Here is a 14,545-nt window from a genome sequence, read left to right on the forward strand (position 1 = left end):
CCGGACTCTTGTATTCCGCGAGCCTCGGACCAGTCCTACACGCGCGCTGCAAGCACGCCGATGGCACGCAAACTCAGGAATAGCTAGCATAAGGCTCGATCCCTCCCACAAGGAAACAGCCATGAAACAGCTCCACGTCACCGCCAAATTTGCCTGCGCATTGATACTGACGGCAGCCGCCGTCACCGGATGCCAGAAAAAGGAAGTGGATACGCCGCCGGCTCCTGAAGTCGTTACACCGGCGCCGGCCCCTGCGCCAGCCGCCACGCCGCCTGCCACCGACAGCAATGTGACGCCGCCACCGGCAGGTAGCACGCCGCCGGCCGACACGCCGCCACCGGCAACGCCGCCGGCACGCTGACCGGCAGCTGGGACGGCTGCCGGTCCGCCGCAGCCGTCTGACTCACCACTCCGCCGCGCTGGCCCCAAAATTGCGTACGCCTGACACAGATCAAGACACCGATCCGATGACAGTCGACGATGGTTGGGTAAATAGCGAACAGCGAGACCCTCATGGCGGCAACCGGCGATCCGACAGTGGTGCACGCGGCCACACGGATACTGGTGGTCGAGCACGAGCACGCCGCTGCGGAAGAGCTATGCGGCCAATTGGGCTCGCTTGGCTACCATGTCTGCGGACGCACCGACACCGGCGCCGCGGCCATCGACGCGACGGCGGCGCTGCGGCCCGACGTGGTCGTGATCAATGCGCTGCTGCCGGGCGAGATCAGCGGCATCCGCGCGGCGGCGGAAATCGGCGGCAGGCTGGAGACGCCCTTGCTCTTCCTCAGCGCCAACAACGATCCCGACACCATCGAACTCGCGTTGCGCGCCCATCCCTACGCTTATCTGAGCAAACCCTTCGAGCTCCACGAGCTGTACGCACAGATCGAGGTATCCCTCGCCAAAGGCCGCTCCGACAAGCAATTGCGCGACGCCCTGCAATGGTATGCGGCGACCCTGCGCGGCGTTGCCGACAGCGTGGTCGTCACCGATGCCGCCTCGCGCGTGCGCTTTCTCAACCCCGCCGCGGAAACACTGGTGGGCTGGCGTCTGACGGAGGCGCAGGGGCAGGACATCGACCGCGTGCTGCAGTTGCAGGACGCCGACCGCAATCCGCTGCCCTCGCCGCTGCGCCAGGTCTTGTCGGCCGCTCCGAGACCGGCGATGCCGCAGGGCCTCCGGCTGGTCCCGCGCGGCGGCGAATCGCACGTGGTGGAGGATTCCGTCGCGCCCATCTACAGCAACCAGGGAAAACTGCTGGGCGCGGTCATGGTCCTGCGCGACATACAGCAGCGCGCGGCAGCGGAACAGCGGCTGCGCCAGAGCGAGGAGCGCTTCCGCAACGCCTTCGACCTGGCGCCCGGCGGCATGGCGCTGGCGGCGGCGGACGGCCGCTTCGTCCAGGTCAACGCGGCCATGTGCCGCCTGCTGCGCGTCGCCCCCGATAACTTGACCGGCCGCAAGCTGGACGACTACGCCGCAGACGAGGCCGGCGCCGCGCCCCATCTCGAGTTGCTGCACGGCGGCCACGGCGCCACCGTCCAGTTTGAACAACATCTGCGCGCAGGCGGCCTCGATGTGTGGGCGCTGGTCAGCGTCTCGCTGCTGCGGCCGGACGATGGCGGCGGCATGCTGTTTCAGCTGCATGACATTACCGAGCGCAAGCTTGCCGAGGCCAGGCTGGCGCGGCTGGCCCATTCCGACGCCCTGACCGGCTTGCCCAACCGCGCGGCGATCAGCGAGGAGATCGAACGCCAGATCGCGCTGGCGCGCCGCCACGGCCATCGCCTGGCCGTGGTGTTCCTGGACCTCGACTATTTCAAGCACGTCAACGACAGCCTCGGCCACGAGGCCGGCGATGAACTGCTGCGCGTGATCGGCCGGCGGCTGCGCGCGGCGGTGCGGGTGTCGGACATGGTCGGCCGTCTCGGTGGCGACGAATTCGTGCTGCTGCTGCCGGAGATCGCCGACCTCGAGGATGTCATGAAGGTGGCCGCCAAGATGCAGGCCGAATGCCTGAAGCCGATACACATGCTGGGCCACGAGCTGCGGGTCGGCATCAGCCTCGGCGCCAGCCTGTTTCCCGACGACGCGCAGGACTCCCGCAGCCTGCTGCGCTATGCCGACAGCGCCATGTACGCGGCCAAGGCCGAGGGCCGCCACAACCTGCAATTTTACCGGCGCGACATGACGCGCGGCATGGAGCAGCGCCTGCGGCTGGGCGCCCACCTGCGCCATGCCCTGGAGCGTCAGGAGTTCGAACTGTATTTCCAGCCCATCGTCGCGCTGGACTCGTCGCGCCCGCGCGCGGCCGAAGCCCTGCTGCGCTGGAACCATCCGGACCTGGGGCTGCTGGGGCCGGACCAGTTCCTGCCGCTGGCCGAGGACATCGGCCTGGGCGCCGCGTTGAACGCCTGGGTGTTCCAGGCGGCCTGCCGCGCGGCGGCGGTCTGGCCGGCCACCGCGCCGGAGCCGCTGCGGCTGTCCATCAACGTCTCGCCATCGCAGTTCCGCGACCACAAGCTGATGCAGCTGATCCGTCAGTCGCTGAGCGCGTCGGGCTTGCCGCCGGAACGATTGTGCGTCGAAATCACCGAACACCTGATGCTCGGCGATAACCCGCACAACCGCGACATCTGCCACCAGATCAAGGCGCTGGGCGTGCAGATCTCCATCGACGACTTCGGCACCGGCTATTCTTCGCTGAGCTATCTGAGCCACTTCAACCCCGACGAACTGAAGATCGACCGCTCCCTGATCCGGCCGCTGTGCGACGAAGCCGAGCACGCCGCCATCGTGCGCGCGGCCATCGCGATGGCGCACGGCCTGCAGTTGACCGTGGTCACCGAAGGCGTGGAGAACGCGCAGCAGCATGCGCTGTTGCGCGCCATGGGGTGCGACTACGGCCAGGGCTATTGGTATCTGCGTCCCTGCCCGGCGGCCCAATTCGACGCCTGGCTGGCGGGAACCATGGCGGCGCGCAGCGGTCCAACCCCTTGACATTATCCGCCTTGGTCGATGCGGAAAAAAAGGAGGCGCCATGAAACTTTGCCTGATCGTGTACTACTCGCGCACCGGCGTCACCGCCCGCGTCGCCACCGAGCTGGCCCAGGCCTGCGGCGCGGACCTGGAGCAGATCCTCGACGTGCGCCCGCGCAGCGGCGCCGGCGGCTATGTGCGCTCGGCATGGCAAGCCTTGCGCCAATTGCCGGCAGAGATCGTGCCGCCGCAGCGCCGTCCCGCCGACTACCCGTTCATCGTGCTGGGCACCCCGGTCTGGGCCGGGCACATGAGCGCGCCGATGCGCAGCTACATCCTGCAGCAGCGCGAGCACTTCCGGCGTATCGGCCTGTTCTGCACCATGGGCGGCAGCGGCGGCCACAACGTGCTGAGCGCGATGGCGGACATGTGCAACAAGCTGCCCGTGGCCAGCCTGTGCCTGCGCCAGGCCGACGTGCTGGCCGGCCGCCATGCCCAGCCCCTGGCCGACTTCGCCAACGAACTGGTGGCCGTGCGCGACAGCGAGCAAGCCGCCACGGCGGCGGAATCGCTGGCCCGTCCCGTTTGAACCCGCGAGGCCCCATGCAACCACTGGACCGCACCCATCGCCAATTCGTCCTCAGCCTGCTCGGGGGCACCCACGACATGACGCTGGCCACGCTGCGCCCGGACGGCTATCCCCAGGCCACCGTGGTCAGCTTCGTCCACGACGGCCTGACGCTGTACGCCGGCATCGGCCTGGACAGCCAGAAGGCGCACAACATCCGCCAGCACGACAAGGTATCGGCCACCATCACCCCGCCCTACGACGACTGGCGGCATATCCGCGGCCTGTCGCTGGCCGGCCGCGCGGAGATGGTCAGCGGCGCCGACGAGAATGCGCACGCGGCCGACCTGATGCTGTTCCGCTTCCCGCAGCTGCGCCAGTTCGTCCAGGCCGGCGCCGTCACCTGGCCCGGCGCCGTCTTCGTACGCATCACGCCGTCGGTGATCTCGGTGCTGGACTACGAACAGGGCTTCGGCCACACCGAGCTCTATGAAGTATTGCCCGGGATTTAATCTGCTTCGGTGTTTTTCAACACCAGCTGCGCCGCGATCAGGTCGCTCAGCGCCGTGCCGACCGACTTGAAGAGCGTGATCTGATCCGGGCTGTCGCGCCCGGCCGGACCGGCGCGGCACAAGTCCTTGAGCTCGCCGCGTATGGCGTCGGCGCTGAACACGCCCTCCGCGATCGGGATCAGCAATTCGCCGGCTTCGCGCAGCACGTTGTCGCGGTTGTCGACATAGACCGCGCTGCCGACCACCAGCGCGCTGTCGCACTCGCGCCGGTCGGGGCTGTGGTTGCCCAGCAGGTCGACATGGCAGCCCGGCTTGACCCATGCGCCCAACAGCAGCGGCGTGGCCGCGCCCGTGGCGCTGACGATGATGTCCGCCGCGCCCGCGCACTGCGCCAGATCCTGCGCGCAGACAAATTCGACAGCCGGATGGGCGGCCTGCAGCCGGGCCTGCAGCGCCAGAACTTTTACCGCATCGCGCCCCCATAGAAAGACGCGTTGCAAATCGCGCACGGCAAGGTGGGCGGCCACCAGGAACGAGGCCAGCCGGCCGGTCCCCAGCAACAGCAGGCTGGCCGAGTCCGGCCGGGAAAGAAGGCGCGCAGCCAGCGCCGACACGGCGGCGGTGCGCCAGTAGGTCACGGCGGTGCCGTCGACCAGGGCCAGCGGCACGCCATGGCTGCGGTCGAACAACAGGATCTTCGAATACAGCGACGCGAAGCCGGCCGCCTCGTTGTCCGGAAAATAGGTGAAGGCCTTCACGCCGATCAGCGTGTCGTTCCACGCCGGCAGCAGCGCGAAGCCGTCGTGCGACGACGCGTCCTTGCCCGCCAGCTGGAACACCTGCCGCGGCGGCATGCCGAAGTCGTCCCGGAATCCCGCTTCAATGGCGTCGATCAGGCTGGGGAAATCCAGCGCCCGGTCGACCTGTTCCGCTTCAAGTATTTTCACGCTTCCTCCTTCGTGGCGGCAAGATCATCGCCAGCAGGAACAGGTCCAGCCAGGCAAACCAGTCGCCCCAGCGCGCGTACAGCGTGCGGGACTGATGCAAGGGCAAATCGGAGACCAGTTGCGCGCTGCCCTGCGCGTCGCTGGTTTCCGCGACGATGCGTCCACGGTCGTCCGACAGCGTCAGGTTGCCGCGCTTGGCCGCGCGGGCAATGGCCAGACCATTTTCGACGCCGCGCAGGACCGCCATGCGGCTGTGCATCGTGCCGTCGACGTCGAAGTCCCAGGCCGGCACCAGCAGCAGATTGGCGCCGCGCGCGGCGTAGGCGCGGCCGGTGTCGTGGAAGTCCATGTCCTTGCAAATCGCCAGCCCGGTCCGCGTGCCGGCCAGCATGGCGTAGTCCGTTCCCGGCTGGTATTGGCCCTCCAGCCCCGGTATCAAATGGTGCTTGGCATAGCCGGCGGCGACGGCCGGCGACGGCCCATACGCCAGCGCCTGATTGCGACCCTTCAGCGCGACGCCGGCGTCTATCCAGATCCGGTGGCGCGCCGCGCTGGCCGCCAGTTCGGGAATCGCGGGCTGATCGGTGCTGAACGCCGTCTCCGGCAAGACCACCGCCTGCGCGCCCTGCGCGGCAAGCTTGTCGATCACGGCGAGATAGCGCTGCAGCTGCGCCTTGCCTTCCGCCGTGGCCAGCGATGCGCGGAACGGTCCGTCCAGCGACGCCAGGCCGATGCGTATGCTGCCGCTTGCCGGCTGCTGCAAGCGCACGGCGCCGAAACCGAAGGTCGCAACGACCAGCAGCGCAGCAACGCCGCCGGCCAGCGCGCGTTGACGCGGCGGCACATCCGGCAGCAGCACAACGGCCAGCGCGGATGGCGCCAGCAGCACGATAAAGGAGACGCCCCACAACCCCGTCAGACTCGCCAGTTGAAGGACGTGCAAGGCGTCCACCTGGCTGTGCGCCAGCGTGCCGAACACGCCGTGTGGCGAGCCCAGCGACCCAAGATAATCAAGCGCCACCCACAGCGCGGGAAAGGCCAGCAGCGCCCGCCCCGGCCGGCCCGACAGCAAAAAATACCGGTGCAACAGCAGGCTCAGCGCAAACTTGAGCGCCGCGCCAACCGCGACCAGCACGCCGATCGTCACTGGCAGGCCGATCACGCCGCACAGATAATGCCACAGGTTGAGCCCGGCGCATGCACCGGCGCACAAGGCGGCTAGTCCGGCATATTGCCATCGCAGGCGCGGCGCGATCAGCAGCAGCGGCAACGGCGCCAGCCAGGTCAGCCACGCCTGCGGCGCCAGTCCCGTGCCCAGCCACCACGCCGCCCCGGACAGAATGGTGGCCGCGAGCGTCCATGCCAGCAATGCGCGTTTATCGTTTGATGCCATCGAACAGTACTCCGAAGGATTGCAGGTAGAAGGCGCGGAACCGCGCCTCGTCGTAGCTGAAGCGGCCAGCCCGGTACAGGGCGATCAGGCCATGGGCCTGGGCCCACAACGTCATGGCCAGGTCCCACGGATCGCCGTCGCGCAGCAGGCCGAGGCGGATGCCTTCGGCCAGCAGGTCGGCGATCACATTCAGCGTGGGCGACTGGCGGTCACGAAAATCGTCGGGGAAGCGGCGCGCATCGTCGCGCGAGACCGAAAAGTTGTAGTCGAACAGATGCGGCTGCCGCAGCGCGTAATCGAGGTAGTTCTCCATCGAATGCAACAGGCTGTGCATCAGGTCCGGATGCCGTGCCTGGCCCAGCCACTGCTGCGCCACCGCGGCAAAGGCCTCGTCGGAAATATGCTTCAGCAGCGCCTCGCGGTTGGCGAAATGACGGTAGATCGCCATCGGCGTAATGCCCGCGGCATCGGCCACGCGGCGCATGCTGACGGCGGCCGCGCCTTCCCGCTCCAGTATCCGGCGCGCCGCTTCGACGATTTTCTGCTGGGTGTTTGGATGAGCCATGTATACAGCGTATACACGAATAATTCCGCCGTCAACCCGTTTGACATCTCAAAGATGAGAAAATGCCGGACTTTGCCACCGCCACAAGCTCCGCATGACATTGCCAACCACCTCGCCCCTGGGCGCGCGCGACACGCGCCGTATCGAGCGCTACGCAGGCTTGGCCGACGCCGCCCGCTTCCTCCATCCCGTCCAGCAGGCGCTGCTGCACCGGCGCGGCTGGCTCAAGATGCTGGCGCCGCGCGCCAGCGGCGGCGCCGAGCTGCCGTTGCCGGAGGTGGTGCGCCTGGAAGAGGCGGTCGCGGCCGTGGACGGCAGCATGGGATGGGTGCTGACGCTGTGCGCCGGCGCCGGCTGGTTTGCCGGCTTCCTGGCGCCGGAACTGGCGCGCGCCATCATCGGCACGCCGCGCGTCTGCCTGGGCGGCAGCGGCGCGCCCACCGGCCATGCGGAACAGGAAGGCGACGGCTACCGCATCACCGGCCGCTGGGACTACGCCAGCGGCGCGCCGATGGCCACCCATTTCACCTTGAACGCCGTGCTGCGCGCCGGCGGCCAGCCGCTGCTGGACGAACACGGCGCGCCGCGCATCCGCGCCTTCCTGGTGCCGGCGGCGCAGGTGCAGATCGTGCCGTCATGGGGCAGCATCGGCCTGCGCGCCAGCGCTTCGCACAGTTACCGCATCGATGGGCAATGGGTGGGCAAGGAGCATGGATTCACCATCAGCCCCGCCACCGCCACGGCGGATGGGCCGCTGTACCGCTACCCGTTTTATTCGCTGGCCTTCGTCACGCTGGCGGCCAACGTGGCGGGCATGGCCAGCCATTTCATGCGGCTGGCGCGGCCCTGCATCGAGCGCCGCCGGCATGCCGTGAAAAACCTGCCGCTGCTGGAGGTGCCCGAAGTGGCCGCCCTGTTGCGCGACAAGGAGCAGGCCCACGCCGCCGCCCGCGCGCATTTCTATGATGTGCTGGACCGCAGCTGGGCATCGGTGGCGGCCGGCATGGCGCTCGGCGCGGACGACATGCTGGCCGTGCGGACCGGTTCGCTGGCCCTGGTGGCCGCCTCGCGCGCCGCGGTCGACGAGCTCTACCCCTACTGCGGCCTGTACGCCGCGCACCAGGACAGCGCCATCAACCGGGTCTGGCGCGACTTCCACACCGCCAGCCAGCATTCCTTGCTGCTGCCGTGCTGAGCGCGTCCCTGGCTCAGGGTTGCACCACGAAGCGCCCCGGCGCCGGCCCCAGCGTCCGGCCCAACCCCATGGCCGGCGGCGCCACGCGCTGGCGGTCGGAATGGCGCGCCAGCCATTGCTGCCAATGGGGCCACCACGAGCCTTCGGTGTGCTCGGCCTGCTCCAGCCACTGCTCCGGGCTGGTGTAGCCGATCGGCGCGACGTTGGCGGGGTGACTGTAATAGCTGCGGTTGGCGTGCCCCGGCTCCGAGACGATGCCGGCGTTGTGGCCGCCCGAGGCCAGCACGAAGTCGATCGGCCCGTTGCACAGCAGGTGGATCTTGTAGACCGAGCGCCACGGCGACACGTGGTCGCGCTCGGTGCCCAGCACGAACATCGGGGTGCGGATATCGGCCAGCGCCACCGGCTTGCCGGCCACCTGATAACGCCCCTCGGCCAGATCGTTGTGCAGAAACAGCCGCCGCAGATATTCGCTGTGCATGCGGAACGGCAGCCGCGTGGCGTCGGCGTTCCAGGCCATCAGGTCGTTCGGCGCGCTGCGTTCGCCCAGCAGGTATTCGCGCATCATGCGCGACCACACCAGGTCGCGCGCATGCAGCAGCTGGAACGAGGCCGCCATCTGGTCGCCGTCCAGATAGCCCTGGTCCCACATCAGCGCGTCGAGGAAGGCCAGCTCGCTGTCGTCGATAAACAGGCCCAGCTCACCGGGCTCGTGGAAGTCGGTCTGCGCCGCCAGCATGGTCAGCGACGCCAGCTTGCCCTGCGCGTCCAGGTGGCCCGCGCTGAGCGCCGCGGCGCCCATCGCCAGCAGGGTGCCGCCCAGGCAGTAGCCGGCCGCGTGCACCGGCGCGCCGCCGCACAGCAGGTCGGCCTGCTCCAGCGCGGCCAGCAGTCCGCGCCGCAGGTAGTCCTCCATGCCGAGATCGCGGTCTTCGGCGTCGGGGTTGCGCCAGGAAATCATCAATACCGTATGCCCCTGCTGCACCAGGTAGCGCACCAGCGAATTGTGCGGTGACAGATCGAGGATGTAGTACTTCATGATCCACGACGGCACGATCAGCACCGGCTCCCGGTACACCTTGGCGGTCTGCGGCGCGTACTGGATCAGTTCGATCAGATCGTTGCGGTAGACGACCTCGCCGGGCGTCAGCGCCACGTCTTGCCCGGGCACATAGGTCCGGCCAACCGGCTCCGACACCGTCGCGCCGGGCGGCGCCAGGCGCCGGCACAGATCCTTGCGCCAATTGAGGGCGCCATCGATCAGGCTGCGCCCGCCGCTGGCGACCGCCGCGCCCAGCACCTCCGGGTTGGTCCACAGGAAGTTCGATGGCGAGTACATATCGAGCAGCTGACGCGCGGTGAACGCCACCACGTCGGCGTGATGCGACGACACGCCGGCCACGCCGCAGGTGGCCTGCTTCCAGAACTCCTCGGCGTGCTTAAAGACCTGCGCGTACCCGGAAAACGGCCACTGCCGCCAGGCGGCATCGGCGAAGCGCTTGTCGGCGCCGACGTCGACCGCCTGCGCGCCGCCGGCCAGGGCGCCGCTCCAATAGGCCAACAGTTCGCTGCACTTGCCCGGGGACACCGCCAGGTGCTGCCACCAGTCGTGGAACGCCAGCGACATCGCAATCGGCGACACGCCGCCCGTCATGCGCGCCACCTGGCTCTGCAGGTACAAATCCAGCACGTTGCGGCTGCCGATCGCAGCCGTGGGCGCCGGAGCGCCAACCGGATTCGATACGGACTTCAGCAGTGTTTTTTCCACAATCCCTCCTTGATCATCGTCGGACGATTATGGTTGGCGGAGGTTCCTGACGTATTTGATCCAGGTCAAAAACGTCGGCGATCATGCTCTCAGCTACCAGCCGAGCTTCCGCGCGCCAAAATGGAACACGGGGCGCGCAAGATTTCGCACCATAACAATGCAGCATGGTTGCCATTGGTGCATGGAAGCGGCCGCGACCGCCCGGCCGCCCCGCATGCCGCTGGCACAGCTCTTGCTCAATGACAGGTAGCGAGAGGTGCGGCGGAAACAGTCGAACAACACTTCTTGAGCATGGACGCTAGGGTTCCGGTCGCTATCAAGCGATGTCTGGTCCGAGAGCAGCCGGTTTCGAACAGCGCAGCTGTTGGGAACTCCACGGAGGGATAAAAGCCCGGGAGGTCATCACATGGTTTGATTTGTGATGCTCACCTCTCGTCCTTTTATTTTTTCGGGAGCCTGACCATGCATCCACGTTTCTCCTCGCGCGTCCTGCGCACCTTCGTAGCATCCCTGTTGTGCATGACGCTGGGCCTGAGCGCCGGCACCGTCCGCGCCGAGGTCAAGGTCGGCCTGTCCGACTGGCCGGGCTGGGTGGCCTGGTATGTCGCGGATCAAAAAGGCTATTTCAAGAAATACGGCGCCAAGGTCAAGCTGGTCTGGTTCGCCAACTACACCGACTCCATCGCCGCGCTGTCGGCCGGACAGCTGGACGCCAATTCGCAAACCTGGTCCGACACCATGACGCCGCTGGCCAAGGGCGTGCCGCTCAAGACCATCCTCGTCAACGACAATTCTGCCGGCAACGACGCCTTGATGGTCAGCGCAAAAATCAAGTCCTTCGCCGACTTGAAGGGCAAGTCGGTCGCGCTGGAGCAATTCAGCATCTCCCATTTCGTGCTGGCCAACGCGCTGGCCAAGAACGGCCTGGCCATCAAGGACGTGAAGATCGTCAACCTGTCGGCCGGCGACGCGGCGGCGGCCTTCATGTCGGGCAAGGTCGACGCCGCCGTGGTGTGGAACCCGTGGGTGTCGAAGATCGAATCCAGCGGCAAGGGCCGCGCCCTGTTCACCTCCCGCGACATGCCCGGCTTGGTGCCGGACCTGCTGGTGGCGCACGGCAAGGCGCTGGCCGACAAGGCCAAGCGCGCCGAACTGGTGGCGATGATCAGGGCCTGGTTCGACACCGAGCAATTCATCCGCAGCAACCAGGCCGAAGCGCTGCAGATCATGTCCAAGGTGGTCGGCATGAAGCCGGATGAATACAAGGTGTTCCTGCCCGGCACCCGCTTCTTCAACGCCGCCGACAACAGCGGCGCGCTGGACCCGGCCCAGCCGCAGTCGCTGGTCGCGGTCGGCCCGGTCATCCACAAATTCCTCAAAGATAACAAGCTGGTCGACGGCACGGTGGACTATGCCCATGGCATAGACAGCTCCCTGCTGGCCGACGCGCTGAAGAAATAAGGCGCGCCATGCGGGACTTCACCACTGGCGGCAAGGCCGCCGCTGCCGGGCGCGCCGGCGTGCCGCGCAACCGCCGCTCGCCCTGGGCGGTGCGCGGCGAGCTGCGCCGGTCCAGCGTCGTGCTGCTGGCCGCGCTCGGCTTCCTGCTGCCGTTCGTGGCCTGGACCGTGCTCTCGGCCAGCGCCTGGGTCGACCCGGTGTTCCTGCCGACGCCGCTCCAGGTGCTGCAGCGCGCCCACGAATGGCTGTTGGCCGACGACTTGCTGAGCGATGTAGGCATCAGCGTGGGGCGCGTGTTCGGCGGCTTCCTGCTGTCGGCCGCCGTCGCCATGCCGCTCGGCGTGCTGATGGGCGCCTACGCGCCGGTGCGCGCCCTGCTCGAGCCGCTGACCGACTTCAGCCGCTACCTGCCGGCGGTGGCCTTCATCCCGCTGATCATGCTGTGGGTGGGCATCGACGAAAGCGCCAAGGTCACGGTGATTTTCGTCGGCACCTTCTTCCAGATGGTGCTGCTGATCGCGCAGGACATCGCGCGCGTGCCGCCGGCGTCGATAGAGGCGGCCCAGACCATGGGCGCCAGCAACGGCGAAGTGCTGCAGCACGTGCTGATCCCTGCCGCCCGCCCGGCCATGCTCGACACGCTGCGCTCGATGATGGGCCTGTCCTGGACCTACCTGGTGGTGGCCGAGCTGGTGGCCGCCAATTCCGGGCTGGGCTTTTCCATCCTGAAGGCGCAGCGCTTCCTGCAGACCGACAAGATCTTCACCGGCATCCTGCTGATCGGGCTGGTGGGATTGCTGACCGACCAGGCGTTCCGCTGGCTGCACCGGCGCGCCTTCCCCTGGCTTTACCTGCGGAGCTAAGCGATATGACCAACAAGATCAGCATCCGCCAACTGGACAAGTACTACGGCGCCGGCGCGCGCCGCACGCAGGCCTTGCAGCGCATCGACCTGGACATCGCCGCCGGCCAGTTCGTCACGCTGGTGGGCGCTTCCGGCTGCGGCAAATCGACGCTGCTGCGCACGCTGGGCGGACTGGAGGAGTACCGCGACGGCGAGATCGCATGCAACGGCCGCGCGGTGGACGGGCCGGGCCCGGACCGGGCCATGGTGTTCCAGGGCTACAGCCTGTATCCGTGGCTGACGGTGATGCAGAACATCAAATTCTGCCGCCGTCTGCACTGCCACCGCGACAACACCACCTCGACCGACGTCGAATTCGCCGCCGGCCGCGCCGACGCGCTGGTGGCGCTGATGGGCCTGTCGCACGTGGTCCATGCCTATCCGTCCGAGCTGTCCGGCGGCATGCAGCAAAGGGTGGCGATCGCGCGCGCGCTGATGGTCAAGCCGGACGTGCTGCTGATGGACGAACCCTTCGGCGCGCTCGACGCGCAGACGCGGGAAGTGATGCACGACCTGATACGCCACGTCTACCTGCTGGAGAAGACCACCGTGGTCTTCGTCACGCACGACGTCGAGGAAGCGCTGTATCTGGGCCAGCGCGTGGTGGTGATGGCGCCGCGGCCGGGCCGCATCGATTCGGTGATCGAGGTGCCGTTCGGCGCGCAGCGCGACCAGGACCTGAAGCTGAGCCCCGAGTTCATCGGCCTGAAGCGGCAGATCCTCGACCGCATCCGCGCCACGTCGGGCATGAAGACCGACCTCGAACAACTGGAAAAACTGACACGCAGCACGACACAACACATGGAAGGCCTGTGATGACTACAACGATGGAACCCGAAGCGCTGCAACAGGCGCGCGAACTCGCCCCCGGCCTGGCCGGCAAGGACATCCTGTGGAGCGAACTGATACCCGGCGGCGGCCACTGGTCGTACCGCGTGCGGCGCGGCACCACGCTGCGCTTCATCGATCTCGAAGGCGGCGCCAACCTGGCCTGCCTGCTGTACCGCGCCGACGAGCGGCTGGAACGACTGAACCTGCCCGACACGCTGAAGGCCCAGCACACGGCGCACCTGACCGCCGGCCATGTGCTGTACTCGGACATGGGCCGCATCCTGGCCGCCATCTCCGCCGACACGCTGGGCTGGCACGATCCGCTGTGCGGCCTGTCCGACGCCGCGCTGATCCGCTCCCGATACGGCGAGCGGCGCTACCAGGAACACCGCAACGCGATGCACCGCAACGGCAAGGACAGCCTGCTGATCGAGCTGGGCAAGTGGGGCCTGGGCCGGCGCGACCTGGTGCCCAACGTGAACCTGTTTTCCAAGGTGACGGTCGACGCCGGCGGACGCTTCCAGTTCGTGCCCGGCCACTCGCGCCAGAACGACTATGTCGAGCTGCGCTTCGAGATGGACACGCTGCTCGCGCTGTCGACGGCGCCCCACCCGCTCGATCCCTCGCCCGTCTACGCGCCCGGCAAGGTCGCCATCGTCGCGTGGCATTCCGGCCCGGCCGCCATCGACGACGCCTGCCGCCTGTCGTGCCCGGAGAACGGGCGCGGCTACCACAACACCGAACTTGCCTACCGCTAGGAGCGTACATGGACACCCTGCTTGAAAGCTCCCTCGATCCGGCCGCCGCGCTGCTCGACCATTACCAGCCGGCCGGCGAGCCGTGGCTGCACACCATGCGGCGCGGCCAGGTCCTGCGCATCATCGACCTGGAAGGCAACCAGGCGGTCGACACGATCTTCTACAACGCCGGCGATACCGAAGAAAGCTACAGCGTCACCGACACGCTGCAGCGCCAGGGCGGCATCTACCTGAGCACCGGCTCGGTGCTGTATTCGAACCGCGGCCGGCCGATGCTGTCCATCGTCGCCGACACCTGCGGACGGCACGACACGCTGGGCGGCGCCTGCGCGGCCGAAAGCAATACGGTGCGCTATGCCGCGCAAAAGAAATTCATGCACAGCTGCCGCGACAACTACCTGCTGGCGCTGGCGCATGCGGACAACGGCATGGGCAAGCGCGACCTGGTGCCGAACGTGAATTTCTTCATGAACGTGCCGGTCACGCCGGAAGGCGGCCTGAGTTTCGAGGACGGCCTGTCGGCGCCCGGCAAATACGTCGAGCTGCGCGCCGAGATGGACGTGCTGGTGCTGGTCTCGAACTGCCCGCAATTGAACAACCCGTGCAATGCGTACAACCCGACACCGGTGCGCTTCGTCATCTGGGATTCGGAATAATTACA

At 67.6% G+C, this 14,545-nt stretch carries 14 protein-coding genes and 1 riboswitch; of the genes, 10 read left to right on the forward strand and 4 right to left on the reverse strand.

What is annotated here, in order from left to right:
• Positions 1 to 121 precede the first annotated feature (121 nt).
• The 4 genes from ACCD07_RS00445 (at position 122) to ACCD07_RS00460 (ending at position 4,062) form a co-directional block, all read left to right on the forward strand.
• The gene (locus ACCD07_RS00445) at positions 122 to 361 is read left to right on the forward strand and encodes a hypothetical protein (protein ID WP_176650992.1); all 240 of its coding nucleotides are present in this window, start codon (positions 122 to 124) and stop codon (positions 359 to 361) included.
• Between the two features lie 152 nt (positions 362 to 513).
• Positions 514 to 3,003, forward strand: coding sequence for an EAL domain-containing protein (locus ACCD07_RS00450; RefSeq protein WP_413446169.1), 2,490 nt, complete (start codon positions 514 to 516; stop codon positions 3,001 to 3,003).
• Positions 3,004 to 3,043: 40 nt separating this feature from the next.
• Complete coding sequence (locus tag ACCD07_RS00455) at positions 3,044 to 3,571, forward strand: flavodoxin (protein WP_176650995.1); 528 nt, start codon at positions 3,044 to 3,046, stop codon at positions 3,569 to 3,571.
• 14 nt (positions 3,572 to 3,585) lie between these two features.
• Positions 3,586 to 4,062, forward strand: a complete 477-nt coding sequence (locus ACCD07_RS00460) for a pyridoxamine 5'-phosphate oxidase family protein (protein WP_176650996.1) — start codon at positions 3,586 to 3,588, stop codon at positions 4,060 to 4,062.
• Here the strand turns inward: ACCD07_RS00460 and ACCD07_RS00465 are convergent.
• The 3 genes from ACCD07_RS00465 to ACCD07_RS00475 are packed head-to-tail and all read right to left on the reverse strand — an operon-like array spanning position 4,059 to position 6,967.
• Positions 4,059 to 5,009, reverse strand: coding sequence for an ornithine cyclodeaminase family protein (locus tag ACCD07_RS00465; RefSeq protein WP_413446170.1), 951 nt, complete (start codon positions 5,007 to 5,009; stop codon positions 4,059 to 4,061). The two genes, ACCD07_RS00460 and ACCD07_RS00465, sit on opposite strands and share 4 nt — an antisense overlap.
• Entirely contained in the window at positions 4,996 to 6,402 is a 1,407-nt protein-coding gene (locus ACCD07_RS00470; RefSeq protein ID WP_413446171.1) for a nitrilase-related carbon-nitrogen hydrolase, read from the reverse strand. Before ACCD07_RS00470 ends, ACCD07_RS00465 begins: the two co-directional genes overlap by 14 nt.
• Entirely contained in the window at positions 6,386 to 6,967 is a 582-nt protein-coding gene (locus tag ACCD07_RS00475) for a TetR/AcrR family transcriptional regulator (RefSeq protein ID WP_413446172.1), read from the reverse strand. Before ACCD07_RS00475 ends, ACCD07_RS00470 begins: the two co-directional genes overlap by 17 nt.
• Positions 6,968 to 7,061: 94 nt before the next feature.
• On the opposite strand from ACCD07_RS00475, the gene ACCD07_RS00480 reads away from it, so the two are divergent.
• A complete protein-coding gene (locus ACCD07_RS00480) occupies positions 7,062 to 8,162 on the forward strand; it encodes an acyl-CoA dehydrogenase (RefSeq protein ID WP_413446173.1) in 1,101 nt (366 codons plus the stop codon).
• Between the two features lie 13 nt (positions 8,163 to 8,175).
• Here the strand turns inward: ACCD07_RS00480 and ACCD07_RS00485 are convergent, their stop codons facing one another.
• Positions 8,176 to 9,930, reverse strand: a complete 1,755-nt coding sequence (locus ACCD07_RS00485) for a PHA/PHB synthase family protein (RefSeq protein WP_413446174.1) — start codon at positions 9,928 to 9,930, stop codon at positions 8,176 to 8,178.
• Positions 9,931 to 10,217: 287 nt separating this feature from the next.
• Positions 10,218 to 10,330: riboswitch (guanidine-I (ykkC/yxkD leader) on the forward strand.
• A 62-nt stretch (positions 10,331 to 10,392) separates the two neighbouring features.
• Here ACCD07_RS00485 and ACCD07_RS00490 point away from each other — a divergent pair.
• The 5 genes from ACCD07_RS00490 to ACCD07_RS00510 are packed head-to-tail and all read left to right on the forward strand — an operon-like array spanning position 10,393 to position 14,540.
• On the forward strand, positions 10,393 to 11,391 hold the full coding sequence (locus tag ACCD07_RS00490; RefSeq protein ID WP_176651002.1) for an ABC transporter substrate-binding protein: 999 nt from the start codon (positions 10,393 to 10,395) through the stop codon (positions 11,389 to 11,391).
• An 8-nt stretch (positions 11,392 to 11,399) separates the two neighbouring features.
• The gene (locus tag ACCD07_RS00495) at positions 11,400 to 12,254 is read left to right on the forward strand and encodes an ABC transporter permease (RefSeq protein WP_353403563.1); all 855 of its coding nucleotides are present in this window, start codon (positions 11,400 to 11,402) and stop codon (positions 12,252 to 12,254) included.
• Positions 12,255 to 12,259: 5 nt separating this feature from the next.
• Positions 12,260 to 13,111: an ABC transporter ATP-binding protein gene (locus ACCD07_RS00500; protein WP_176651004.1), complete on the forward strand. Its 852-nt coding sequence runs from the start codon at positions 12,260 to 12,262 to the stop codon at positions 13,109 to 13,111.
• Positions 13,111 to 13,884: an urea amidolyase associated protein UAAP1 gene (locus ACCD07_RS00505; protein WP_413446175.1), complete on the forward strand. Its 774-nt coding sequence runs from the start codon at positions 13,111 to 13,113 to the stop codon at positions 13,882 to 13,884. Before ACCD07_RS00500 ends, ACCD07_RS00505 begins: the two co-directional genes overlap by 1 nt.
• An 8-nt stretch (positions 13,885 to 13,892) precedes the next feature.
• A complete protein-coding gene (locus ACCD07_RS00510) occupies positions 13,893 to 14,540 on the forward strand; it encodes an urea amidolyase associated protein UAAP2 (protein ID WP_176651005.1) in 648 nt (215 codons plus the stop codon).
• Positions 14,541 to 14,545: the final 5 nt, after the last annotated feature.

This window comes from Duganella sp. Dugasp56 (assembly GCF_047304105.1).
GTDB classification, from domain to species: domain Bacteria; phylum Pseudomonadota; class Gammaproteobacteria; order Burkholderiales; family Burkholderiaceae_D; genus Rugamonas; species Rugamonas hordei.

Excerpts from the sequence above, each read along its gene's own strand:
- ACCD07_RS00460 (WP_176650996.1), top strand. The coding sequence starts at position 3,586 with ATGCAACCACTGGACCGCACCCATCGCCAATTCGTCCTCAGCCTGCTC.
- ACCD07_RS00450 (WP_413446169.1), top strand. The coding sequence starts at position 514 with ATGGCGGCAACCGGCGATCCGACAGTGGTGCACGCGGCCACACGGATA.
- ACCD07_RS00510 (WP_176651005.1), top strand. The coding sequence starts at position 13,893 with ATGGACACCCTGCTTGAAAGCTCCCTCGATCCGGCCGCCGCGCTGCTC.
- ACCD07_RS00505 (WP_413446175.1), top strand. The coding sequence starts at position 13,111 with ATGACTACAACGATGGAACCCGAAGCGCTGCAACAGGCGCGCGAACTC.
- ACCD07_RS00455 (WP_176650995.1), top strand. The coding sequence starts at position 3,044 with ATGAAACTTTGCCTGATCGTGTACTACTCGCGCACCGGCGTCACCGCC.
- ACCD07_RS00445 (WP_176650992.1), top strand. The coding sequence starts at position 122 with ATGAAACAGCTCCACGTCACCGCCAAATTTGCCTGCGCATTGATACTG.
- ACCD07_RS00500 (WP_176651004.1), top strand. The coding sequence starts at position 12,260 with ATGACCAACAAGATCAGCATCCGCCAACTGGACAAGTACTACGGCGCC.
- ACCD07_RS00475 (WP_413446172.1), bottom strand. The coding sequence starts at position 6,967 with ATGGCTCATCCAAACACCCAGCAGAAAATCGTCGAAGCGGCGCGCCGG.
- ACCD07_RS00495 (WP_353403563.1), top strand. The coding sequence starts at position 11,400 with ATGCGGGACTTCACCACTGGCGGCAAGGCCGCCGCTGCCGGGCGCGCC.
- ACCD07_RS00490 (WP_176651002.1), top strand. The coding sequence starts at position 10,393 with ATGCATCCACGTTTCTCCTCGCGCGTCCTGCGCACCTTCGTAGCATCC.
- ACCD07_RS00480 (WP_413446173.1), top strand. The coding sequence starts at position 7,062 with ATGACATTGCCAACCACCTCGCCCCTGGGCGCGCGCGACACGCGCCGT.
- ACCD07_RS00470 (WP_413446171.1), bottom strand. The coding sequence starts at position 6,402 with ATGGCATCAAACGATAAACGCGCATTGCTGGCATGGACGCTCGCGGCC.